Source organism: Brevibacillus parabrevis, assembly GCF_003710905.1.
Lineage (GTDB): Bacteria > Bacillota > Bacilli > Brevibacillales > Brevibacillaceae > Brevibacillus > Brevibacillus parabrevis.
In genome coordinates, this window is sequence record NZ_RHHV01000014.1 from 41,926 (window position 1) to 64,945 (window position 23,020).

Annotated in this window: 28 protein-coding genes; 16 read left to right on the forward strand and 12 right to left on the reverse strand. The window is 52.9% G+C overall.

What is annotated here, in order from left to right:
- Positions 1 to 2 precede the first annotated feature (2 nt).
- Positions 3 to 1,211: a TIGR03943 family putative permease subunit gene (locus tag EDM60_RS20660; RefSeq protein ID WP_122965657.1), complete on the forward strand. Its 1,209-nt coding sequence runs from the start codon at positions 3 to 5 to the stop codon at positions 1,209 to 1,211.
- A gap of 212 nt (positions 1,212 to 1,423) precedes the next feature.
- Here EDM60_RS20660 and EDM60_RS20665 read toward each other — a convergent pair whose 3' ends face one another.
- From EDM60_RS20665 to EDM60_RS20675, 3 genes are all read right to left on the reverse strand, one after another.
- Positions 1,424 to 1,825 carry an SET domain-containing protein gene (locus EDM60_RS20665; RefSeq protein ID WP_122965658.1) on the reverse strand — a complete coding sequence of 134 codons (402 nt, stop codon included), beginning with the start codon at positions 1,823 to 1,825 and terminating at the stop codon, positions 1,424 to 1,426.
- Between the two features lie 97 nt (positions 1,826 to 1,922).
- A complete protein-coding gene (locus tag EDM60_RS20670) occupies positions 1,923 to 2,573 on the reverse strand; it encodes a response regulator (protein WP_063227749.1) in 651 nt (216 codons plus the stop codon).
- The gene (locus EDM60_RS20675) at positions 2,570 to 3,376 is read right to left on the reverse strand and encodes a sensor histidine kinase (RefSeq protein WP_122965659.1); all 807 of its coding nucleotides are present in this window, start codon (positions 3,374 to 3,376) and stop codon (positions 2,570 to 2,572) included. Before EDM60_RS20675 ends, EDM60_RS20670 begins: the two co-directional genes overlap by 4 nt.
- Before the next feature lie 106 nt (positions 3,377 to 3,482).
- Between EDM60_RS20675 and thiD the strand changes: the two genes are divergently transcribed.
- Positions 3,483 to 4,277, forward strand: a complete 795-nt coding sequence (thiD, locus tag EDM60_RS20680) for a bifunctional hydroxymethylpyrimidine kinase/phosphomethylpyrimidine kinase (protein ID WP_122965660.1) — start codon at positions 3,483 to 3,485, stop codon at positions 4,275 to 4,277.
- 60 nt (positions 4,278 to 4,337) lie between these two features.
- Here the strand turns inward: thiD and EDM60_RS20685 are convergent, their stop codons facing one another.
- Together EDM60_RS20685 and EDM60_RS20690 are read right to left on the reverse strand one after the other, a co-directional pair.
- Positions 4,338 to 5,681, reverse strand: a complete 1,344-nt coding sequence (locus tag EDM60_RS20685) for a DUF4179 domain-containing protein (protein ID WP_122965661.1) — start codon at positions 5,679 to 5,681, stop codon at positions 4,338 to 4,340.
- Between the two features lie 10 nt (positions 5,682 to 5,691).
- Positions 5,692 to 6,216, reverse strand: coding sequence for a sigma-70 family RNA polymerase sigma factor (locus EDM60_RS20690; RefSeq protein WP_122965662.1), 525 nt, complete (start codon positions 6,214 to 6,216; stop codon positions 5,692 to 5,694).
- Between the two features lie 141 nt (positions 6,217 to 6,357).
- Between EDM60_RS20690 and EDM60_RS20695 the strand changes: the two genes are divergently transcribed.
- The 4 genes from EDM60_RS20695 (at position 6,358) to EDM60_RS20710 (ending at position 9,247) form a co-directional block, all read left to right on the forward strand.
- Positions 6,358 to 6,567: a hypothetical protein gene (locus tag EDM60_RS20695; protein ID WP_122965663.1), complete on the forward strand. Its 210-nt coding sequence runs from the start codon at positions 6,358 to 6,360 to the stop codon at positions 6,565 to 6,567.
- 84 nt (positions 6,568 to 6,651) lie between these two features.
- Positions 6,652 to 7,725: a spore photoproduct lyase gene (gene splB, locus EDM60_RS20700; RefSeq protein WP_122965664.1), complete on the forward strand. Its 1,074-nt coding sequence runs from the start codon at positions 6,652 to 6,654 to the stop codon at positions 7,723 to 7,725.
- Positions 7,726 to 7,870: 145 nt separating this feature from the next.
- The gene (locus EDM60_RS20705; RefSeq protein ID WP_122965665.1) at positions 7,871 to 8,506 is read left to right on the forward strand and encodes a deoxynucleoside kinase; all 636 of its coding nucleotides are present in this window, start codon (positions 7,871 to 7,873) and stop codon (positions 8,504 to 8,506) included.
- Positions 8,507 to 8,557: 51 nt separating this feature from the next.
- The gene (locus EDM60_RS20710) at positions 8,558 to 9,247 is read left to right on the forward strand and encodes a deoxynucleoside kinase (protein WP_122965666.1); all 690 of its coding nucleotides are present in this window, start codon (positions 8,558 to 8,560) and stop codon (positions 9,245 to 9,247) included.
- Between the two features lie 118 nt (positions 9,248 to 9,365).
- On the opposite strand, the gene EDM60_RS20715 is transcribed toward EDM60_RS20710, so the two are convergent.
- Both EDM60_RS20715 and EDM60_RS20720 read right to left on the reverse strand, forming a co-directional pair.
- Positions 9,366 to 9,956 (reverse strand): TetR/AcrR family transcriptional regulator, encoded by a 591-nt coding sequence (locus EDM60_RS20715; RefSeq protein WP_122965667.1) that lies wholly within the window; start codon positions 9,954 to 9,956, stop codon positions 9,366 to 9,368.
- 43 nt (positions 9,957 to 9,999) lie between these two features.
- Positions 10,000 to 10,422, reverse strand: a complete 423-nt coding sequence (locus tag EDM60_RS20720; protein ID WP_122965668.1) for a VOC family protein — start codon at positions 10,420 to 10,422, stop codon at positions 10,000 to 10,002.
- Positions 10,423 to 10,584: 162 nt separating this feature from the next.
- Between EDM60_RS20720 and EDM60_RS20725 the strand changes: the two genes are divergently transcribed.
- The 6 genes from EDM60_RS20725 to EDM60_RS20750 all read left to right on the forward strand — a co-directional run bounded on the left by EDM60_RS20725 (position 10,585) and on the right by EDM60_RS20750 (position 14,465).
- Positions 10,585 to 11,322, forward strand: a complete 738-nt coding sequence (locus EDM60_RS20725; protein WP_122965669.1) for a class I SAM-dependent methyltransferase — start codon at positions 10,585 to 10,587, stop codon at positions 11,320 to 11,322.
- A gap of 87 nt (positions 11,323 to 11,409) precedes the next feature.
- Positions 11,410 to 11,694, forward strand: a complete 285-nt coding sequence (locus EDM60_RS20730) for a 4a-hydroxytetrahydrobiopterin dehydratase (RefSeq protein WP_122965670.1) — start codon at positions 11,410 to 11,412, stop codon at positions 11,692 to 11,694.
- Positions 11,695 to 11,800: 106 nt separating this feature from the next.
- Entirely contained in the window at positions 11,801 to 12,124 is a 324-nt protein-coding gene (locus EDM60_RS20735; protein WP_122965671.1) for a hypothetical protein, read from the forward strand.
- Positions 12,121 to 12,894 (forward strand): DUF3109 family protein, encoded by a 774-nt coding sequence (locus tag EDM60_RS20740; protein WP_122965672.1) that lies wholly within the window; start codon positions 12,121 to 12,123, stop codon positions 12,892 to 12,894. The genes EDM60_RS20735 and EDM60_RS20740 overlap by 4 nt, the downstream gene beginning before the upstream one ends.
- A 68-nt stretch (positions 12,895 to 12,962) precedes the next feature.
- Positions 12,963 to 13,472 carry an acyl-CoA thioesterase gene (locus EDM60_RS20745; protein WP_173595978.1) on the forward strand — a complete coding sequence of 170 codons (510 nt, stop codon included), beginning with the start codon at positions 12,963 to 12,965 and terminating at the stop codon, positions 13,470 to 13,472.
- A 75-nt stretch (positions 13,473 to 13,547) separates the two neighbouring features.
- Entirely contained in the window at positions 13,548 to 14,465 is a 918-nt protein-coding gene (locus EDM60_RS20750; RefSeq protein WP_122965674.1) for an aldo/keto reductase, read from the forward strand.
- A 53-nt stretch (positions 14,466 to 14,518) separates the two neighbouring features.
- Here the strand turns inward: EDM60_RS20750 and EDM60_RS20755 are convergent, their stop codons facing one another.
- From EDM60_RS20755 to uvsE, 5 genes are all read right to left on the reverse strand, one after another.
- Entirely contained in the window at positions 14,519 to 14,947 is a 429-nt protein-coding gene (locus EDM60_RS20755) for a thiol-disulfide oxidoreductase DCC family protein (protein ID WP_122965675.1), read from the reverse strand.
- A 190-nt stretch (positions 14,948 to 15,137) separates the two neighbouring features.
- Positions 15,138 to 16,643, reverse strand: coding sequence for a histidine ammonia-lyase (gene hutH / locus EDM60_RS20760; protein WP_122965676.1), 1,506 nt, complete (start codon positions 16,641 to 16,643; stop codon positions 15,138 to 15,140).
- Between the two features lie 327 nt (positions 16,644 to 16,970).
- On the reverse strand, positions 16,971 to 17,579 hold the full coding sequence (locus EDM60_RS29240) for a hypothetical protein (RefSeq protein WP_173599749.1): 609 nt from the start codon (positions 17,577 to 17,579) through the stop codon (positions 16,971 to 16,973).
- A 10-nt stretch (positions 17,580 to 17,589) separates the two neighbouring features.
- Positions 17,590 to 17,922, reverse strand: coding sequence for a hypothetical protein (locus EDM60_RS20770; protein WP_167470352.1), 333 nt, complete (start codon positions 17,920 to 17,922; stop codon positions 17,590 to 17,592).
- 64 nt (positions 17,923 to 17,986) lie between these two features.
- Positions 17,987 to 18,919, reverse strand: a complete 933-nt coding sequence (uvsE, locus tag EDM60_RS20775; protein ID WP_122965678.1) for a UV DNA damage repair endonuclease UvsE — start codon at positions 18,917 to 18,919, stop codon at positions 17,987 to 17,989.
- Positions 18,920 to 19,231: 312 nt separating this feature from the next.
- Between uvsE and EDM60_RS28780 the strand changes: the two genes are divergently transcribed.
- The 4 genes from EDM60_RS28780 (at position 19,232) to EDM60_RS20790 (ending at position 23,013) form a co-directional block, all read left to right on the forward strand.
- On the forward strand, positions 19,232 to 19,369 hold the full coding sequence (locus EDM60_RS28780) for a hypothetical protein (protein ID WP_167470353.1): 138 nt from the start codon (positions 19,232 to 19,234) through the stop codon (positions 19,367 to 19,369).
- Between the two features lie 22 nt (positions 19,370 to 19,391).
- Complete coding sequence (locus tag EDM60_RS20780) at positions 19,392 to 20,921, forward strand: amino acid permease (protein WP_122965679.1); 1,530 nt, start codon at positions 19,392 to 19,394, stop codon at positions 20,919 to 20,921.
- Positions 20,922 to 21,042: 121 nt separating this feature from the next.
- The gene (locus tag EDM60_RS20785) at positions 21,043 to 21,567 is read left to right on the forward strand and encodes a hypothetical protein (RefSeq protein ID WP_233454065.1); all 525 of its coding nucleotides are present in this window, start codon (positions 21,043 to 21,045) and stop codon (positions 21,565 to 21,567) included.
- Positions 21,568 to 21,837: 270 nt separating this feature from the next.
- A complete protein-coding gene (locus EDM60_RS20790) occupies positions 21,838 to 23,013 on the forward strand; it encodes an amidohydrolase (RefSeq protein WP_122965680.1) in 1,176 nt (391 codons plus the stop codon).
- Positions 23,014 to 23,020 lie beyond the last annotated feature (7 nt).

Consider the following 23,020-nt stretch of genomic DNA (forward strand, 5'->3'; position numbering starts at 1 on the left):
GTATGCAAAAGTCGAACAGGTCCGGGCACGACTGGATGCGCAGCCTGATTTTAGCCGGATTCACCGGGCTGCTGTCTTACCTGATCTGGACGGATAAGCTGGGGCATTACCTCGCACCAAAGCTGCACATGCTCAGCTATGTCACTTTGGGCATTCTCGTGATTTTGACGTTCGTAAGCGTGCGTCAACTGGTGGCTGGCAGGCACCACGCATACGATTGTGACTGCGAAGACACGCATCACGTGCCACGTACGCGCTGGGGCTCGGTGCTGATATACGGCTTGTTTTTGTTGCCGATTTTCATGGGCTTTTTCATGCCGGACAAAATATTGGGAAGTGCCATCGCGGAAAAGCGCGGGGTGACGCTGCTGAGCAATGACGTGCGCAAATTGTCCGAGGTGGCGAGCGGCGAGCAGGCGCAAAAAGCAAAACAGGCTACGTCATCCCAAGGGGAGGAAGGGCAAGCCGTTGCTCCTGCATCGTCAGCACCCGGGGAGGAAGGGCAAGCCGTTGCTCCTGCATCGTCAGCACCCGGGGAGGAAGGGCAAGCCGTTGCTCCTGCATCGCCAGCAACCGCGCAGGAAGGACAAGCTGCTGCTTCTGCATCGCCAGCAGCCGGGGAGGAAGGGCAAGCTGCTGCTTCTGCATCGACAGCAGCCGGGCAAGAAGGGCAAGCCGCTGCTTCTGCATCGCCAGCCACCGGGCAGGAAACACAAGCCCCTGCATCTACCCCGATCAAACCGGGGATGAGCGATGCCGAATTGAAAAATCATTTTTCCAATGGCGGCTTCGGTGACTTTTACACCGATATCGCTACGTCGATGTACAAACAGCCAGTCATCAAACTGAACGACAAAATATTCCTGGACGGCCTGACGACGTTGGAGCTGTACGCCCAGGATTTTGCGGGAAAAGAGCTGGAGACGCTCGGTTTTGTCTACAAAGAGCCGGGGTTCGCCAGCAACCAGTTCGTCGTCGCCCGTTTCTCGGTCACTTGCTGCACGGCCGACGCCAGCGTCTTCGGCGTGTTGGTCGAGAGCGAGAGCGCAAGCAAATGGGCGAAGGACAGCTGGGTTCAAGTGCGCGGGAAGCTGGAGTTGCGCAAGGTAGACGGATTTGACATGCTCGTCTTGAAGGCAGCGCACATCCAGCCCGTCCAGGCTCCGAAAGACCCGTATGTGTACTACAGCTACGAAGCGCCGAGCAACTAAAGCAGCATCGGACAACGACGCCTTTAGCGCATGGGTTACATGCGTGAAGGCGTTTTCTGTTGTTGGAAAAAGAATTTGGCAAATCGCTAAAAGACGTGGCCACCACGATTGTCGAGCAGCGCAAGCTTGATCTCGACTTTGTCAGTTGAGACAGTTGAAAACGAAAAGCAAAAAGGCAGGTGAGCGCTCACCTGCCTTGTCGTGCTGCTTGCCTATTCCTTTTGCTCGCCGGACTGCTCTTCTTCGTAAAACCAGAGCGGATCGTCACAGTCTTCATCGCCGTTGTAGTTGATCAAAATTTCTTCGCCTGCCTGAATGTCACGGTACGCGTAGAAATCGAACGTGTGGTTGTCGAAGTTGATGCTGTACGTGGCGTTTGGCGTGTAGGAATGATTGAACAACATGCCGTATCCGAGTAACAATGCGGTATGGTTCGCACCGTATTCAAATGCGTAGTCAGCCAAGAGCGTTTTCTCGATGTGCTCATGTTCTTCATTCAAATAGGGAAGAACCGGAGCTTCATGGAGCAATTCGCCTTTTGTGAAATCGCGCAGGGCGAAAACGCCTCTGTTTAATTCTCCGTTGCTGAGCTTGGAGGTTTTGACTTCGAGCATGTGGTTCACCTGCCATTCTGGTATCTTGTATCGTAAAACAAGTCTTTCTAAGGATGACAGTGGTTGGCTTGGAAAGCAACTGTTTTCGAATGGGAGACTACTTTTTCATGATCAGATGATGGCGGACGGCGTAAGCGGCAAGCTGGACGCGATTCGCCAGTTGCAGCTTTTCCAAAATGTTTTTCAGATGGTTTTTGACCGTGTTTTCAGCGATGATCAACGCTTCGCTGATTTCCCGGTTTGTTTTGCCCGCCCCCACGTACATGACGATTTCCCGCTCGCGGGGAGTGAGCACATCCGGCACGAGATCGTCCACGTGCTCCTCCTGCCGGAAGCGGTACATCAGTCTCGTTGCCATCTCACGCGTCAGCTCGCTGTCTTCGCCCAGCAAGGCGTGCAAGTAGTTGATCCAGTCGTCCGGCTCCAAATTTTTCAAAAGGTAGCCTTGAGCGCCAAACTGGATGGCGGTAATCAGGTCGGCAACATCGTCCGAGACGCTTAAAATGACGACCTTGATGTGCGGGTACGCTTTTTTCACTTCGCGAGTTGCTTCCAGACCGCTCCATTTCGGCATGTTGATGTCCATCAGCACCAGGTCGGGCTGGAGCTTTCCACATTGGATGAAAGCTTCCTCGCCATTGTCAGCCTCTCCGATTACTTCAAACGAAGGATCGGGGTCAAGCAGCGAGCGAATCGCCATGCGAGCCATCGGGTGGTCGTCGGCGATCAGGACACGGTATGCATTCATTGCGAAAAACCTCCAGCATGAGCGGTCAGGCGGATGATCGTGCCGCCATCAGCCCGTTTTTGAATATCAATCGCGGCGTTCAGCTGTCTGGCCCGCTCGCGCATCATGGACAAGCCGTATTTTTTCGTATCCGGGTTGGTCTGGGCGATGCCCACGCCATCGTCCTCCATCACGAGCTGCCAGCTGCGCGGCTCGCCTGTGGTCAGTCGAATCCAGGAATGCTTGGCCTGCGCATGCTTGCGAATATTGGCGAACGCCTCCTGAATGATTCCGAATAGCTGCACTTCCTCGGCAGGAGTGAAAAAGCTTTCTTTCACGCGCAAATCCCAGACGACATCGACGCCGGACAAAGCGCTCCACTGGGTCAGCCATTTTTCCAGCCGCTGGTCGAAGCTGCCTTCCTCAGGCAACGATCGCAGGTTGAAAATGGCTTGGCGGACGTGATTGTCGATCGCGGAAACCGCCACGCGGGCTTCGTCCAGATGACCTTGCTTCAGCTTGACATTGAGAAAAAACAAAGATTGTGCGATGCCGTCGTGCAGCTCCCGCGCCAGACGCTCGCGCTCCTCGTAAACGGCGCGCCGGGCTTGTTCTTCCACGATCCGCGCGTTCATTTGCTTGATCGTGCGAAACATCCACGTCGCGAACAAGTAAGACAGCACCAGTGTCATCAAGGTGATGTACACATTTCCCGTTTCCATCGACATGTAGGGCAGCAAAAAATCGTGGCGGACAAATTCGAAGCCGCCGATGATAATCGTCGGGATCAGGACGGTCAGCCAGTAAAACAAGCGATAAGACATGAGAAAATCCCTTCTTTGCGGTTGGTGATCACTCCTTAGTATACCGAATGGGACATGCGGATGATATACTCGTAGGAGAAAAGGTGGTTGAGCAGGAGGGAAATTCATGAGTACGATTGCGAGAGCATTGACGATAGCAGGATCAGACAGCGGGGGAGGGGCAGGCATCCAGGCCGATCTGAAAACGTTTCACCAGCTCGGCGTCTACGGGATGAGCGCGATTACCGCTGTCACTGCACAAAATACGTTGGGAGTAGCGGGAGTATACCCGTTGCCGACAGAGGCGGTGGCGCAGCAAATGCGCGAGGTGCTTCGCGATCTCGGCGCCGATGCGGCGAAGACAGGCATGCTGTTTGACGCCCAGATTATTCGTGCGGTGTCGGCAGAAGTTCGCGACGCAGGCTTGCAAAAGCTCGTCGTAGACCCGGTGATGATCGCCAAAGGCGGAGCGAAGCTGCTGCTGGACGAAGCGATTGACGCTCTGAAAACAGAGCTGCTCCCGCTCGCCGAAGTGGTGACGCCAAACTTGCCCGAAGCCGAGTGCCTGACAGGCTTGTCCATTCATACCCCGGAAGAGATGCGGGAGGCTGCCCGCGTCATTCATGCGCTGGGAGCGCGCAATGTGTTGATGAAAGGTGGCCACCTGGAAGGGGATACCGTCGTCGATATTTTGTTTGATGGCCGCGACTTTATGGAGCTGTCGCACGAACGCATCCCAACCAGACATACTCATGGGACAGGCTGCACCTTTTCCGCTGCCCTTACCGCCGAGCTGGCGAAAAAGACGCCGCTTCACGTTGCGGTAGAAAAGGCGAACCGTTTTATTTTCGAGGCGATCAAAACGGCTCCGCAATTGGGCGGCGGCCATGGCCCGACCAACCATTGGGCAGTTGTCGATTAATGTATGGTACAAAAGGAAGGCCCTGCAGAAGAGCACATTCTTCGCGGGGCCTTTGCTTGCTCATTTGACTTGTACCGTAATCTCGCCTTGCAGACGTGTCGGATAGTCTGTCAAGGTGAGGGAGTAATCGTCGATAGTTCCTTTGTTCGTCAATCGTTTGAAGAGCAATCCTTGTTTTTGCGTGCGCCCATCCGGCGAAGCGATTGTCGAGGTGGTTCCTTGGACATACTCATATTTGTTTTCCCGATTGTCCGTAATATCGTTGCCAAAATAGGTGAAAAGGTGGCGATCGGACTCTTCCTCCACCCGCAGTTCCAGGTCGAGCCCGACCACATCGTCAACTTGTCGCAGCGCGGCCAGCTTGAGTTTGTCGTCAGGTGCTTTGACCAGCGTCTGCTTTTTCGCATCAATAACGACTTGCAGCTTGTCGCGATCAAGTGCTCGTATCCCGCTTGCTTTCAAAAACAGTTGCTGCGGTTCCAGAAAATAAATGCTCTCCAGATTGAACACCTTGCCATTTTCTCCGTTGTTCCGAACCGGAACGCCATTTCCCCAAAAAGCGTACGTCTGCCCCTTTTCGTCGACCAGCTTCAAGTCATCGAACCCGAAAATGTGCTTTTTGTTTGCCGGATCAAAGCGGATGCTCACCTCTGTTTGCGTCGGGAAGACCGTAATTTGTTCGATGGTCAGCGATTGTCCGTCTACCGTGATTTGCTTGTCGACAGGGTACACCTTTTTCTCAAAAGCGCTGTACTTGCTGCGGTCGATCGGGAACGTCACCGCGAGCGACGAATCTTGCTTGACGTCATCAATTTCAAACGTCACCTCGGCTGTCAAAGACTCGGGGATGACGCTGGCTTCCGGGACATAAACATCGATCCGGTCTTTATGTTCCACGTTCGCTGCTACTCCCATACTGCCCCAGCTTGCCCCATGCTCCCATTCCTTGCCGGATGCGTCCAAAAGTTTCACGCCGCGCAAGGCAACTTTTTGCCCTGTATGCTCGTGCTTGAGTGTGTAAAAAAGCAGCATGCGCTTCTGGTCGGTCAGCACCTGGTCAATGGTGAAGGTGATGCCGGACAAGGAAGCTTTTGTGCCAATATCCTGAACCATTTTGTGCTCCACGGCGCGTTGCAGCCCTCTGTCATCGCGGATCAGCTCCACGATCTTATCCATCCCGGGCAGCTCGCTGACATAAGCGGCGACGGCAGGGGAGATGCGCACGGACAGCACGAAGGCAAAAAGAATGCAGCACGCCGCAAGTCCTGAGTAGAGGCGTATCAGCCGATTGCGTCGCCGCATGCGTTTTTGCTCTTTGGCTTGCGCGATGCCGCGGCGAATGTACGGTTCTATGTCAGGGAGCGGCTGTGATTTTGTTTTTTCCATATCCGTATCGAAATCCATAACGTTCGATTCACCAGCCTTTCCCGAGATCTTTTCGCAAGGCGCCTAACGCTTTGTGCAGCCAAGTCTTGACGGTTCCTTCCGGATAGCCGAGTCTCGAAGCGATTTCCCGAATGGTCAGGTCTTCAAAATATTTCATGAGAATGATGCTGCGATACATCGGCGTCAGCTTGGCCAATGCTTCCTCAATGACCAGTTTTTCCGCCGTCTGCTCCATCTGGCTGCCAAACGGAATAGCAAGGCTTTCTCCGGCATGCCAGTCGGAGGCGAACCGTTTTTTGCGTTTCAGCTCGTCCAGACAGACATGAACCAGGATGCGCGTCAGCCATGTGCGAAAATGCGCGGGTTCTTTCAAGCGGGACAAGCGCAGATAGGAGCGGCAGGTGGCCTCCTGTATGGCCTCCAGCGTGTCTGCCTCGTTGCGCAAAAAGGCGTAAGCCACGCTGTACAGCTGTTTTTGCTGCTGGCAAATCAGCTGGTAAAAGGCTTCGTCGTCCCCTTGCCTGGCTTGCCTGACAAGTTGTTCGAGATTCACAATCTTCCCCTCCTACTAAACATTAGACGCCGCAAGAGCCAAAACGGTTTTGGGAAAATAGGCAATCTTGCTTTTTTGGCGAACCAATAGCCTTCTTGATGCTTACAGTAAAGGAGGAAGAAGCAACGAGGGTGAGAAGGCATGTGGACCAAGTGGGTAACGATTCATGAGTCGTACGGGCTCCCCAGGGTGGCGAGCGAGTGTCGCATCTATTTGGAGATGAAAGGCATCCGGGTCAGGCTGTTGTCCAGGGAGACGAAAAAGGGCGGGCATGTGTACACGCTGCAAGTGCCCATCAGCCAGGCGGCGGAAGCGAGGGAGCGGTTGCGCGAGTTCAAAAGCGGATTGTAGCGAGAGCAGGCCAAAAGCCAGCGTTCTCCTTGAGGCGAGCAGGGCGCTGTGGGCCATACTAGGCACGGGGAGGGATCTGTGCCTATGGCGACTACACTCTTGGAAGCGCCCGCGAAAACAGGGCGAAAAGATTCCGGTTTGTTTGTGCCCGACTACGTGTTCGTCGAGCCGAATGCCCTGGACTATCCGCTCGGACAAGAGCTGTACCAGCGGTTCAAAGAGCAAGGGATTCCGCTGCAAATGACAACCAGTCACAACCAGGTTCGCGGCATTCCCGGAGAAACGGATGTTGAAAAATATCGCAATGCCAAACGGACACTCGTCATCGGCGTGCGCAAAACGATGAAGTTCGAGCCTTCCAAGCCGTCTGCCGAGTACGCGATTCCGCTGGCGACAGGGTGCGCCGCTCATTGCCACTACTGTTACTTGAATACGAATGTCGGGTCGAAGCCGTACATTCGCGTCTACGTCAATACCGACGAAATTTTTGCCCAGGCCAAAACATATATCGAGAAACGTCCGGGGGAGATCACCAGGTTTGAGGCAGCCTGTACGTCCGATCCGGTCAGCATCGAGCATTTGACTGGCAACCTCAAACGCGCGATCGAGTTTATGGGCAAAGAAGAGTTCGGGCGACTGCGGTTTGTCACCAAATTTCACCATGTCGATTCATTGCTGGACGCGCAGCACAACAAGCACACCCGTTTTCGCTTCAGCATGAATGCCGATTATGTGATCAAAAATTTTGAGCCGGGTACTTCCAGCTTCGCACAGCGTATTGAAGCGGCAGGCAAAGTGGCGCGAGCCGGATATCCGCTCGGCTTTATTTTGGCTCCTTTGTACTGGTTTGACGGATGGGAAGAGGGGTACACCGATTTGCTCGAACGGCTGAGCAGCCAGCTCGTCCCGGAAGCGATGACCGATCTGACCTTTGAGCTGATTCAGCATCGCTTCACGAAAATCGCCAAAAGCTTGATCCTCGCGCGCTATCCGAAGACCAAGCTGGTGATGAACGAGGAAGAACGCAAATACAAATGGGGCAAGTACGGCAAGGGCAAATACGTTTACCCGGATGTTCAGGCAAAAGCTTTGCAGGCGCACCTGGAAAAAGAAATTGCCCGGCTGTTTCCCCAGGCGAAAGTGGAGTATTTTACGTAGAAAGTCCAGACTGCCCAGCCAGCGGGGGCAGTTTTTTTGCTGGCAAAAGATGGCTTGCGACATAATGCGAATGGTTTCGACAAATACAAGGACGCGTGCTAAAATATGGAGTGCTCTCATTTTTCGGAAAGGAACAGACGCTTATATGAAGTCCATATTGATAACCGTTGAGGGACCGATCGGAATAGGAAAAACCTCCCTGGCGCGGGAACTGCACCAAACATGCGGCGTGCAATTGCTGGAAGAGATCGTCTATGAGAATCCATTTTTAGGAAAATTTTACGAAAACATCGAAGAGTGGAGCTTCCAACTGGAGATGTTCTTCCTGTGCAACCGCTACAAGCAGTTGCAAGATATTCACTCCCATTACCTCAACCAGGGCATTTCTGTCGTTTCCGATTACAATATTTTTAAAAATACGATTTTTGCCAAACGCACCCTGTCAGACAACAATCTTCCTAAGTATCTTAAAATTTATGATATCCTGACAGAAGATTTGCCGCAGGCTCATCTGGTCATTTACTTGACGGCTTCCATCGATACGGTCATGAAGCGGATTGCCATTCGCGATCGCGAAGTGGAACGGACGATGGATGTGGGTTATATGGAAAATTTGATCGCCGATTACAACGAGTTCATGGACGAGTTTGAGAAGCACCACCCGGATGTGCCTGTCATTAAATTCAACTGTGACGAGCTGGATTTCGTGCATCGCCCGGAGGATCGGCAATGGATGATGGAGCAGATTTTGCCGCGCATTGAGGAGTTGCGAAAGAAATAGAGGTTACGAATGCCGCGTGATTGGCAAGTATTTCAATAAGGAGTTGCGTACATGTCTAGGTTTCAAAACAGCCACCTTCGTGAAAAATACGGGATACCGGGCAATGCAGTGATTACCATCGGCGGAACGGTAGGTGTCGGAAAATCGACGTTTACCCATGCGCTTGCCGATCAGCTTGGTTTCCGCGTGTCTGTGGAAAAGGTGGACAACAACCCTTACCTTGGCCGTTATTATAACGATTTGTCCCGTTGGGGCTTTCATCTGCAAATCTTCTTTCTCGCGGAGCGTTTCAAGGAGCAGAAGCGGATGTTCGACTATGGCGGCGGTTTCGTCCAGGATCGCTCGATTTACGAGGACACCGGGATTTTTGCCCGCATGCTGTACGAGCAAGGCAACATGACAGAAGAAGATTACAAAACATATACCGAGCTGTTCGAAGCGATGGTCATGACCCCGTATTTCCCGCATCCCGACCTGCTGATTTACTTGGAAGGAAGCTTCGACGATATTATCGGCCGCGTTCAGGAACGTGGACGTCCGATGGAGCAGCAAACGCCGATCGATTACTGGCGCGATTTGTTCGACCGTTACGAAGGCTGGATTCATTCCTTTACATCCTGTCCGGTTCTGCGAGTAAACATCAACGAATACGATGTGGTCGATGACCCTGCTTCTGTCGAGAGCATCATTGCGCGAGCGGCGGAAAAAATTCGCCTGGGACGGGCAACGCGGTTGACCTAACTTGACCTAACTTGACCTAACTTGACCAAACAATTCGCCCAATAACATAACCCCCTATCCATACTGCCTGGCAAATGCGCCGCGAGCAGCATAGGCAGGGGGTTTTTCGTCTGGCTATTTATTTGACCCGATAGCCTTCAAGCATCAGCGTCATGGCCCTGGTCATCTGTTCCAGAGAGTGCGCCTGGTCAGGCATTTGGGCAATCCAGAGCGCAGCTTCGTTCATTGCGCCAGAGAGCAGATGAGTCAAAGCTTCGATGGGCACAGCGGCAAGGTAACCTTGCTCTGCCATGCTTTGCAGCTGGGCTTGCAGCAGTTGCATGCTGTGTTCCTCGTCCATTTTCCGCCAAGCTTCCCAGCCGAGAACGGAAGGGCCGTCAATGAGCAAAATCCGTCTGTTGCGATGTTCGACGGCTGAGGTGACAAAGGCGCGGCAACCGTTCAACAGTTGTTCCCACGGGTCCTGGCTTTTGGCAGCTTCCGTCTCTACTTGTTCTGCGATTTCTTTTTGCACGGATTCGAGCACGGCGCGGAACAGCCCTTCTTTGTTGCCAAAATGATGGTACAAGGCTCCTCGCGTCAGTCCGGCTTCCTTGACCATGTCCTCTGTTGCGGCATGGGCGTACCCTTGGGTGGAAAAATGCTCCCTCGCTATTTCCAGCAGCTTCGCGATCGTTTCTTGCCTTTGTTGTGCTTTCGATACTTTCATGCTGTTTCTCTTGCTCCTATCTGATCGAGGATGAGGCCAACCGTCAGTTTTGATCGACGTACTGGCTGCTGAACGCTTCCGTGGGAGGAATGACGGTGATGACGTCGATCAGGACGCCATTTGGATCAGAGGTAATGAAGTGACGCTGCCCAAACGGTTCATCCCGGATATCCAAGTGCACGGGAAGCCCGGCTTTTTGGATGAGTTTGTCATATTCCGCATCAACATCATTTACTTCGAAGTTGAGAATCAGACCTTGGGTAGAGGTTCGATACCCGGACGGTATAGTGTCGTGATCGGGATGCAAAATAGCCAGCTCAAAAGGGAAGTCGCCCTTGCTGTGCTTCAAGCTCACGTACCAATCCGCTTCAAAAACGAGGTCAAATCCAAAGTGTTCCACATAAAAACGGGCACTAACGCCCACTTGCCGAGACAGGATAACCGGATAAAAACTGGATACTTTCACAACAATCTCTCCCTTCCGTTCGTAATGAAAATTTAACATACAGACTGTATGTATGTAAAGTTGTTATTGGCATTTCCTCTGCACTTTGCCCGGGGGAAATCGGCTGCGGACAAACCCTCCTGTGGTATAATAAAGAAATCTTGGTATTAAAGGAGCTAGGGAATGGCAGAAGAATGGTTTGAACGCAGCTTTCGCGAAGATTACGTGCTTGTCTACCAGCATCGGGACGACTCGGCAGCCGATGAAGAGATCGCCAACCTGTTGGAGCGATTGCCTGTCAAAGACACGGGACGCGTACTGGATCTTTGCTGTGGGAGCGGGCGGCATTCGCGTGCGTTGGTTCGCAGGGGATACGAGGTGGTCGGAGTCGACTTGTCTCCTGTATTATTGCAGCTGGCCGAAGAACAAAACAACGATCCGCGGCTCAGCTTCGCCCGCTGTGACATGCGCAATATTCCCTATCGGGACGAATTTGATATCGTGGTTAACCTCTTTACCAGTTTCGGCTACTTCTCTTCTGATGAGGAAAACGCGCAGGTCATTCGCAATATGGCGCAAGCATTGAAAACGAACGGCGAGGTCGTCATCGATTACTTGAATCCAGCCTACGTCACGAGCCATCTCGTCCCGCATTCCACGAAGCACGTCAATGGAATGTTCATTGAGGAAAAACGGTGGATCGAGGACGGAGTCGTAAAGAAACGGATATGGATTACAGACGATACGGACAAAGAAAAGCGTGAATACTTGGAGCAAGTCCGGCTTTTTTCTGTCGAACAGATGATCGCGATGTTGGAGCAGGCCGGATTCGGACAGATTCAAGTTTTTGGCAACTACCAATTCGAACCGTATATAGCCAGTCAATCGCCACGCATGATTTTTTATGCGATCAAGCAATAAGTCGTGAGGATAAGCGTGACTAACCTTTCTGTCAGGTGAATATGATGGTGTTACAACCGTTCATCGGACAAAAGGGGGGCGATGTGAGTGAGCAAGCTGTCTTTGGAGCAGGTCAAACTGTATTTGAGCAAGGTTCCGGGCTGGAAGCTGGTAGAGGACAGGATGGCGCTGTCGCGCACATACCACTGTAGAGACTTCGCCACGGCCGTAAGCTTCGTGAATCGCGTGGCGGAGATGCTTGAGCACGACAGTCAGCATGTGGAGATTCATTTGGCTGGCGGGACTGTCACCTTTACGCTCGCGACCCGTGAAGCAAAAGGGCTGACGGGCAAGGACTTCGCCCTGGCACAAACGATCAGCAAAGTAAGCTAGAACGGGACGACACACGACCGCTTCTTCGGGGAAGCGGTTTTCTTTTGGCATTTTCGCCTCACTTTGCTATGATGGGCAGTAATGAAACTTTCGGAGGGATCGAGAAATGGACATTCAACAACACGAGCAATTGCTGCGCTTGCTGACAGACGAATTTGCCAGCAAAACGGCATCTGTCACATTTACACAGTGGGATACAGACAGCGAAGAGGAAGAAGAGGTAACACAATTTCAGGGACAACTGACAGAAGTCAAGTTGACTGATAATGAATTTGAGGAAAAAGACTTGCTGCTGGTGTTTGTGTCGGAAGCAGAAGGCGAGCTGGAAATTTTGATGGAAATCCCTGGCGATGAAGTGGACCTCGCCACATTTGCAGACGGAAAGCTGAGCATTTTCGGTACGGAAGCGGAGATTGTTTTGGAGAAATGAAGAAAAAGCATTCCTTTCGCTACGTAGGCACCCCTGATCCGATGAGCGACAAAGAGGTGTACTGCTGCGAAAAATATATAAAAAAGCACAGAGCGGCGATGATCAGGGCAGGTCAGTATATAGTCGACGTCCCGGCCTTGCTCGCCCTGTTTCATCTTGACTGTTGGAACTGCCGTGCGGTTCATCGCGAGACTTGTTGCGAGGGTGGACAACCTTACGCGGTGGAGCCGTGGCAAATTCCGATTATGGAAAAAGAACTGCCGGAAATCACAGCCCGCTTGCAGTCAGCAAGCGAACGGGAAAATTGGGAGCGGCACGGCGTCTGGGACCGGGGGCAGCTGCCAGGCACGATCCGCATGCGCCACGGCAACTGCCTGTTTTATCAGGAAAACAACGGCCGCCTCGGCTGTGCGATCCATGCGTACGCCGAAGAGGCGGGGCATGTGGTGGAGCCGCTAAAACCGTTCAGCTGCCAGCTGTACCCGCTTGATCTGATCGATACGGGCGAGGCGATTTTGCTGACGGCGGTGACGGAGGAGACGTCGTCTTTTTCGCGCTGGGGAACAGACTATTTGGAGCAATTTTACTGTGCCAGCCCACAGCGCAGGAAACTGGCAACGCATCTGGATGAAAATGTGTTCGCACTCGCCGGGTACCGTCCGGCGTATGAGTGGAACTTGCCGATGCTGCGCTATTTTTTGCAGGAGGAAGCGCACGGGGTGCTTGAACACTTGCAAGCACACAACCAACTGGGAACTGTCAGGATGTAATTGGAACAGCGGATGCCTTGTGATATGATGGGGAAGGCATGAACATGATTGACAAAGGAGCAACAGTGATGAACGTCAAGACTACTCAAGAATCCCGCACGATTCAGGCATCCCTGGTTCAACCGTCTGATACCAATTACCACGGCACGATTTTTGGCGGCACGATGATGGCTTATATAGATGAGGTTGCGGCAATTGCTGCGATGAGACATTCCCGCAGGCCCGTCGTGACTGCTTCCATAGACTCCATCGATTTTCTCGCTCCGGTGAAAATGGGGCACTCGATTTGCCTGGAAGCTTTTGTTTCTTCGACAGGACGCACTTCGATGGAAGTGTTTGTCAAAATCGTTTCGGAAAACTTGCAAACAGGGCAACGCGTGCTGACAGCTACTTCGTTTTTGACTTTTGTCGCCCTGGATGAAGCTGGAAATCCGACCGAGGTTCCTGGCATTGTCCCGCAAACCGAGGAAGAGCAAAAACTGATGGCCTCCGCAGAAGAGCGCAAAAAAATGCGCAAGGAGCGAAAAGGAAGCCTGCAAGCTTTTGTCAGCCAGTTGAACGTGGAAAAAACGATTTGATTTTCGCATGCTTTCTCCCTGAGCGACAGTTCGCTCAGGGGCTTTTCTACATAGTGGCACGAGGAGGAATCGGCGATGAAGTACCGCAGACTAGGCAAGACGGAACTGAATGTTTCGGTCATCGGTGTGGGAACGTGGCAGTTCGGCGGAGAGTGGGGGCAAGACTTCACCCAGCCTGAGGTCGACGCGGTTTTGGACACGGCCAAAGAACTCGGAATCAACTTGATTGACACGGCGGAATGCTACGGAGATCATCTCTCGGAGCAACTGATCGGGGGCTATTTGAAAAAGGGCGGCCGCGCAGACTGGATTGTCGCAACGAAGTTCGGGCATCATTTTCACGACAAGTTTTCCCGCACGGACGAGTATGGGGCAGCGCAAGTACAAGTGCAGCTAGAGAACTCGTTGCGAGCTTTGCAGACGGACTACATCGACTTGTACCAGTTCCATTCCGGGCCGGACGCAGCGTTCGACAACGACGAGTTGTGGACGTATTTGGACAAGCAAGTACAGGCAGGAACGATTCGCCACCTCGGTTTGTCGATTGCGAAAAATGACAACATGCATCAAGTTGCGAATGCAAGCTCCGTGCAGGCGAAGACGATTCAGGTCGTGTACAACCGACTGGACCGGAAGCCGGAGGAAGCGGTTTTTGCTTCGTGTACCGAACAAGACTTGGGCGTACTTGCGCGGGTGCCTTTGGCAAGCGGATTTTTGAGCGGCAAGTACAAGCCCGGTGTCGTTTTTGCCGGAAACGATGTGCGGCATCGCCGCGACCCGAAGCAAGTGGCGGAGTTGCTTGCAGAAGTAGCCAACATCAAGGAAAGCGAAGTGCCGGAAGGAATGGACATGGCGCAGTGGGCGCTTGCCTGGTGCCTGAAGCATCCCGCCGTCACGGCGGTAATTCCGGGCAGCAAAAGTCCGGCGCAAGTGGAAGCGAATGCGAAAGCGGCAGCATACGCCGCGGACGACCATCCGCAAGCGCAAAAATAACAGCAAAAAGAGGAGCCGACGCCAAGTGCCGGCTCCTCTTTTTTTATGGGCGGTCAATCGAGAAAACGCGCCTTGATTGCGCGGGTCGGCAGCATGCACTGCTCTTGCTTGCCAAACCAGCGGTAACGATTCCGGGCGACCCAGTCGTAAATGAAATCGCGGGCAGGACGGGGGAGGAAGCGGCCGAGGTAAAAGCACAGCGGCCACGCTCCAGACAGTTTGCGCGCGACCTGCAAAACCGCGTCCGATTTGGTATACAAGCGACCGTTGGCCAAAAAGACGACAGATGAAAGCTGCGTGGCATCGTACTGATGCGACGACAAAATCTGTTTCGCCGTCTCTGACTGCAAGGAAGCGAAGTGAATCGCGCCGGACGAGTCGCGTTTCAAAACAAATTGTACGGCGCTGTTGCACATATGGCATTCGCCGTCAAAAAACAGCAGATTGTCAGGGTGTTGCAACGGCGTGGATGTCGGTTTCATCAGCCAGCCCTCCATGCTTCAAAGGCGAGTGAGTTGGAAATCACTCTTCTCTCTTAGGATAGCAAAGAACGGAGGGCATTCCCAGTGGCATGATGCTTTTTAGGAGCGTGGATCTGACCATTTGTGGTAAAAGCTCCTGTCTCCCGAAGCGGGTACAATGGTCAACGCTCAACAGTCGTGCCCCTTTTGTTTACACGATCACGAGTGTCCCTTTTTTGATCAGTTCTTCGGCCTTGACCAAGTCCGGGTGCATCTCGCGGTCTTCGTGGAGACGGGGGATGACGCGGCGCAGTTCCGCGTATGCCTTGCTTGTGCCTGCTCCCAGGTCGCCTGTTCCGAAGTCGATCGCTTGCGCTGCGGCCAAGTATTCGATGGCAAGCACTTTTGTTACGTTGGAGATCACGGTGCGCAGCTTGCGGGCAGCGGTAGTGCCCATGCTGACGTGATCTTCCTGGTTGGCCGAGGATGGAATCGAATCGACAGACGCAGGGTGGCACAGCACCTTGTTTTCGGACACGATGGAAGCGGCTACATATTGGGTGATCATAAAGCCGGAATGGAGTCCGCCGTTTTCGGTCAAAAACCCGGGCAAACCGCTAAGCTGCGGGTTCACAAGCCGCTCTGTCCGACGCTCGGAAATGTTCGCCAGCTCTGCCATGGCGATCGCGAGAAAATCGGCAGCGAATGCCATCGGCTGACCATGGAAGTTCCCGCCGGAGATGACATCGCCTGTCTCGGTAAAAAGAATCGGATTGTCGGTCACGCTGTTGCACTCCCGGCTCACCGTCGTCCAGACGTACTCCAGCGTGTCGCGTGTCGCGCCGTGAACTTGCGGGAGGCAGCGCAGGCTGTAAGGGTCCTGGACGCGCAGCTCGCCCTGCTGCGAGGTGCGCTGGCTGCCGGACAAGTGTGCGAGCAGTCGTCTGGCCGATTCCTGTTGTCCGGGATGAGGACGAACGAGGTGCAGCTGTGGATCGAATGCTTTCGGGATTCCGCGCAAAGCTTCAATCGTCATCGAAGCGATCAGCTCTGCGCTTTCCAGCACTACCCGGGAATCATACAGCGCCAGGCAGAGCTGCGCGGTCATGGCTTGCGTGCCGTTGATCAGCGCGAGTCCTTCTTTCGCTTGCAGGCGAATCGGGGCCAGACCGACTGCTTTGAGCGCTTCGCTGCCGCTCATTTGTTGCCCGTTTACATAAGCTTCCCCTTTGCCGAGCATGACCAACACCATGTGGGCGAGCGGCGCCAGGTCACCGCTGGCGCCAAGCGAGCCTTGCTGCGGGATGACCGGATGCACGCCGCGGTTGCACAGCTCTACAAGCTGGAGCAGCGTTTCTTCGCGGATGCCGGAATACCCTTTTGCCAGAGCGTTGATGCGCAGTGCCATCATGGCGCGGACGACTTCTACCGGATACGGGTCGCCCATGCCGCACGCATGGCTCATGATCAAGTTTTCCTGAAGCTTGCTGACATCTTCGCCTTGAATCATCACATCGGAAAATTTGCCGAAGCCGGTAGTAATTCCGTACACGACTTTTTGTTGCTGGACCATCTCTTCCACCATGGCCCGGGAACGGCGCACATTTTCCAGTGCTTCCGAAGTCAATTCGATGTGGACGAACTCTCTGGCGATCAAGGCGACATCTTCAATGCGCAGTTGATCCCCGTTCATTTGGATAAGTGTTGGCTGATTCATGGATAGTTTCCTCCTTTAACAGAGCAGAGAACGAAAAGAGCGAGGGGTTAGGATACTAATATCCTAACCCCTCGCTCCTGGGTTCTATATGTGATTGGATGAAACGTGTAAGCCTGCTCGGCGGCTGCATACGTCTGTCCTCACTTTCGCTCTACAACTGTCAGATAATTTTTGTTATTAGTATTATTGTAACGGAAGTGAGCGCGCAGTCAAGAGCAAGATTGTCACGGCGACTTCCCCAGGATAGAAAAAACGGGCTCAATCCATTTTTGGAAACTGGGCGAGTGTCGTTTCTTGAGCGGGATAAATGTCATACCATGTACTGTGTTATTTCATCAGAAAGGACGTGTTCGTTTCCGTGGAAAAGCGACGTAAGATGCCGCCAGTGCCGCCATCTTCTCCAAGGCGTCCAAAAGAAATGCCAAAACCGCCTTCCTCGATGATGCCGATGCCATCGCCATCGTTGCCGTCACCGAATGTGCCATCACCAAACGTGCCATCGCCGTCCAAACCAAATCCGCCGCAAAGCTCGGAGAATCCACAGCACAACATTCCGGCACGCCCGATGCCACAACGGCCAATCATGCCTTCGCCTAACCAGAATATGCCGAACATACCGAAGCCTATGCCACCAAAAGCGATGCCGTCGAATCCGATCCCGCCAAAAGCGATGCCGCCGAATCCAATGCCGCCAAACCGGATGCCAGCGAACCCGATGCCGCCAAACCGGATGCCAGCGAACCCGATGCCGCCGAATCGGATGCCAGAAAACCGGATGCCGGCGAACCCGATGCCGCCAAACCGGATGCCAGCGAATCCGATGCCGCCGAATCGCAGACCAGCGAATCCGATGCCGCCGAATCGCAGACCAGCCAATCCAATGCCGCCGAACTCCATGATGCCAAATCGGCGTCCGCCCAATTCTTCGCCGAACATGCGCCCGCCATCAGCGGAAAATGCACGTCCCGGAACGGAAATCGAGCTTTATTTGTTCAAATTCCATTTCCATATGGACCGGATGCAATACTTCCGCCACAAATGTGAGCAATACCGCGATCATCGCAAAAAGTACAGCGAGTACCGCAAGTATTACAAACACCATCAGCGGAGAATGAAGCATTATCACGATCGTTGCCAGGTTTGGCATCATAGGGGCGGCAGCAGTTCTTTTGGACGTGGCAGCTCCTCGTCTCATGGACATAGAGGATCTTCTTCCGGACATGGATGCGGCTGCGGTTGCGGCTGCGATTAAGCAAAGCCAAAAGGACGCCTGTTTCACCAGGGGCGTCCTTTTGTTTGTTGTTTCGCACGGAAATGGAAAGAACAGGCGTACTTTCTGGCGATCAAGGAGCGGAAGCGAACGCCTCGACTTCTAGCCCGCGCTTTTTCAAATGATGACGGAGCGACAGCAGGGCATCATCTTTGTTTTTGCATTCCAAAACAATGTCGACATGGTAATCGGCAAGGGCGCTGACAAAAGCGATAAACTCGTCGGGGTCAATATTGTCGGCATGGGCGCGAAATTCTTTGGCTGATTTTGGCGAGGACATATGCATTTTCGGAGTGCGCTTTCCCCATGTCTGGATGATGCGCGGAAGGTACTCCTTCCAATCTTCTCCATCCGAATGGCATTGATGGTGATGCATGTCAAACACCATAGGCACTCCGATTCGCTCGCATAGCCCCAGCACATCGAGCATCGTAAAAGACGTATCGTCGTTCTCGACGACCAGCCTGCGCTTTACGTGCTCGGGAAGACGCTCGAAGTTGGCGGCAAATCGATCGAGCGAAGACGCTTTATCCTCGAATACGCCGCCGACATGGGTGACCAGCACCGAGTTGTCGTCAAGCCCGAGCAGGTCGAAAACTTTGGCATGATAGGAAAAATCAGCGATGGTCGCTTCTACGACAGATGGCTTCTCGCTGTTTAAAATGCTGAAGTGGCCGGGATGCGCCGTCATGCGGATGCCGTTGTTGCGAATAAACTCCCCGGTTTTTTGAAAATCCCAGGCAAACTCTTTGGCCCAATCCCATTCTGCCGCAACCGGGTGAGTGGCGAGCGGTACAAACTCGGAAGGGAGGCGGTACAAAAAAATGCGGTTGTCCACGTTGTAGGCGAGCAAATCCATCAGGTTAAAGAAATTCGTCTGCAAAACTTGGCGAAGCTTTTTCAACCGCGCCTGCGGCTCCAGCTTGTTGATTTGGGCGACGGTCGTTTTTTTGTTCGGATTGTTTTTGAGCTTCACGCTGATGCAGGCATAGCCCAAACGGATCAAGGAAATCACCCCTAGGATCGTCGTCTTTCTGTAGTATCTCCCAAAAGCAGTCCCAAGGTCGGGATGAAAACTTCCCAGTGAAGGGAAACGAACCATGCAAGCAATCCCCCAAAGAAATATGTATGTGAGCAAAAGCAGACAGTGACTTGTTTCCGTCTGCTTTTTATGGAGAAAAAAACTTGGACGAGCCGTTAAACGGTCAGGTCGCCAAAACATGTCCGCGATCAAGCCGATAGGTCTAGCTGTCAAATTGGCACGTAAAATGTACTGATCCTGTCATTTGTTATGAGTAGGAAGGGAGGTGACGAAGACATGCTGGTACTGGGCATCATCCTGATTTTGCTGACGGTTGCCGTTGCCATTGCCATTGGCTACAGGGCGAATGAAAGCGTGCGGAAATTTGACGAAAACGAGCATGAAAGCTTTATCGGTTCCAGGACTAATTCGTGACAGGGGGAAGGAGGGAGGCAACATGCAGCAGGATAAAGAACATCAGTTGCTTGAGGATAAAAAAGACTTGAACAAGTTCGGCTATGCCCAGGAGCTGCTGCGGGATATGGGCGGATTTTCGAACTTTGCCATTTCTTTTTCGATCATTTCGATTTTGACAGGGGCGGTTTCTTTATACGGGCACGGGCTGTTGTACGGCGGGCCAGGCATGATGGGGTTTGGCTGGACGATCGTCGCCTTGTTTGTCATCCTCATCGCGGCTTCGATGTCAGAGCTGGCATCAGCGATTCCCACGGCAGGGGCGTTGTATCACTGGGCGGCTATTTTGGGCAGCAAACGCTGGGGCTGGTACACCGCCTGGATCAACCTGATCGGACAAATCGGAATCGTAGCGGGAATCGACTATTCGTTCTCCTTGTTTGCCGATCCGCTGTTAGCCAGCGCATTTGGCTATACTTCGACCGAGACGACCACCTTGATCTTGTTTGGCATCACTTTGCTTTTACACGGCATTTTCAATCATATTGGCATACGGCTTGTAGCGAGATTGAACGATTTTTCCGCCTGGTATCATATTGGCGTTGTTGTTGTGCTTGTAGGCAGTCTTGTGTTTTTCTCGCGCAATGAGTTGCAGCCGCTCGACTATTTGTTTCAGGTCGGACAAACGTTTTCCGACAAACCGTACGCCATCGCATTCCTGATCGGACTGTTGCAGGCGCAGTGGACGTTCACGGGCTATGATGCTTCTGCCCATACGATCGAAGAAACGATCAACCCGAGGGTTCGCGCCGCTTGGGGCATTTTCACTTCTGTGGCCTTTTCCTTTATTTTTGGCTTTATTATGCTTGCTTTTGTCACGCTGTCCATTCACGATGCAGCAGCTGCCAGCGCCGCGGACAATGCCTTTATTTACGTGATCAGCGCCGCGCTGGGTGGAACGTTCGGTTCCGTTGTACTGTGGCTGGTCACCTTTGCGATGTGGTTTTGCGGCCTTGCTTCGATCACTTCCTTTTCCCGCATGCTGTACGCTTTTTCCCGGGATAAAGGCATGCCGTGGAGCAGACAGTGGGCCGAAATCTCCAGGAAATACAGAACGCCTGCAAAAGCGATCTGGCTGGTGGTCATCCTCTCGTTTGCCCTTGCCCTGTTTGACTACATTTTGAAGCGGATCAACCCTGATGCCGAATACACGACATTGGCTTTTCTCACCGCAGTAAGCGTGGTCGGACTGTATGTCGCTTACGGTATTCCGCTCTATCTCAAGCTGCGTGCCGAGTCGCGAGGGGTGTTCCAGCGAAAGCATTTTGGCCCGTGGAACCTCGGCAACTGGAGCAAGCCAATCAACGTGCTCAGCTTGCTCTGGATCGTGTTTATTTCGATCATGATGGTGATTCCTCCGAACCAGACAGCAGCGTATGCGCTGATCGCCATGTTTGTCGTCCTGATCATTATGGATCTCGCTTACTACCGCAAACATTTTGCGGGTCCGCAGGCGGCGCTCTCGACTTCGGCAGAGGAAATCAAACGCCAGGAAGCGAAATTCCGCGAGTAACTCGCATCAATTCCAATGGAAAATCGTTACGAATATCAGCAAGCCCCCGCTCATGTGCGAGCTGCGGGGCTTTTTTGCAATCATCAGCGCTCATAACGGACGCACGCAGGAGAAAAGCTAGTTGTATCCCGGCAAAATGAATGAAAAGGAGCAGCAGATCATGCAAAAAATGAAAAGCGCGATAGCGACTGTGACGGGGATCGTCATTCTGGCCCAACTGTCGGCATCAGCAGCAGCGTGGCAAGGCATGGAGATGGGGAAGCGAGCCATTCATACGATGATCAAGCAAGCTTCGGAGAAAGTGCACAACCGCTATGAAGCCGCTGGCATTACCGATCCGGTTGCCTTTGAAGCCTTTTTCCGAAAGCTGCAGGAGGCAGTACAGGCGGGAGATAAGCGCCAGGTAGCCAAAAAAGTACACTTCCCGCTGCGGATCAACAAAGACGGGAGTAGCCGCTACATCAGGGATGAGCAGCAATTTTTGGCGGAGTACGACCAGATTTTTAGCGATAAAGTCAAAAAAGCGTTGCTCGCGCAAAACGTCCAGGAGACGTTCGTCAACGCGGAGGGCGTGATGGTCGGCAACGGCGAGTTGTGGCTGGGGCAAATCGGCGGGAAATACGTGCTGTTTGCTGTCAATGAATAAACGGAAGGAGGAGGGCTTTTTTGCGGAAAAGCCCTAAAGTTTCATCAAAAAAATTTTATTGAACATTGTGTATATTTTACGTGGACATTATAGATAGAAAATTCTAAAATAACTAATAAATAGACAAGAATTGGGGTGGATTCGACAGAGAATGTCCGTGCCGAATGGACATTTGTAATTTTAGTTAATACGTGGTAAGATTCACGAAAAGCTGATTTGTTTAATTAAACTTAACTGAACATGAACGTAGAGAGAAAAGGAGTGGTTACAGTGAGTTTGGATACAAAACGATTGGCGGACGAGCTGGCAGAACAGGTCGTTGCGTGGCGCAGACATCTCCACCAACATCCGGAATTGTCATTCGAAGAAGAGCAGACGTCTCAATACGTCTATGAAACGTTGCAATCTTTCGGAAATTTGGAACTGTCGCGTCCGACAAAGACGAGCGTGGTTGCCCGTTTGATTGGTTCCCAGCCAGGGCCAGTGCTCGGGATGCGCGCCGATATGGACGCCTTGCCGATTCATGAGGAAAACGCAGTGCCTTACGCTTCCGGCAAAGCTGGCGTCATGCACGCATGCGGACACGATGGACATACGGCCATGCTGCTTGGAGCGGCCAAAATATTGTCGCAATACAAAGACAAAATCAAAGGAGAAGTGCGCTTCTTCTTCCAGCACGCAGAGGAACTGCCGCCGGGTGGTGCCGTGGAGATCGTCCGGGCTGGAGCAGCGGACGGGCTGGATTCCATCATCGGCATCCACCTGGCCTCGTACATGCCAGTAGGAAAATTCGGTGTGCTGTACGGAGCGCTTACCTCTTCCACAGACCGGTTTGATATCAAAATCCAGGGCAAGGGCGGGCACTCCTCGCAGCCAGAGTCGGCGATCGACCCGGTTGTCATCGGCGCTCAGGTGATTACGGCCCTGCAACAAATCGTGTCCCGCAATGTCAGCGCATTGGACAAGGTGGTCCTGTCCGTCACGATGCTGAATGCAGGCACAGCGTACAACATCATCCCGGATTCGATGACGCTGACTGGCTCAACCCGTTGCTTCGACGCCAAGATTCGCGAAAATCTCCCGGTATGGATCGAGCGGATCGTCAAAGGAACGACGGAAGCGCACGGAGCCAGCTACGAATTTTCGTTCTCCCACGGCTACACATCGGTCGTCAACGACCAGCAAGTTACCAAGCTGATGGAAGACACGATTCGCGAGAGATGGGGCGAGGAAGACATTATTTACATCGATCCGCTGATGCCGGGCGAAGACTTCTCCGAATACTTGAAAAAAGCGCCAGGCTGCTTCATTCAGCTGGGAGCCGGCAATCCGGAAAAAGGCTTTGTCTATCCGCACCATCATCCACGCTTTGATTTCGATGAAGATGCACTTGCTCGAGGTGTAGAGTTGTTTGTTCGGGCCGCACAAAAAGTAGTCATGGAATAACAGACAG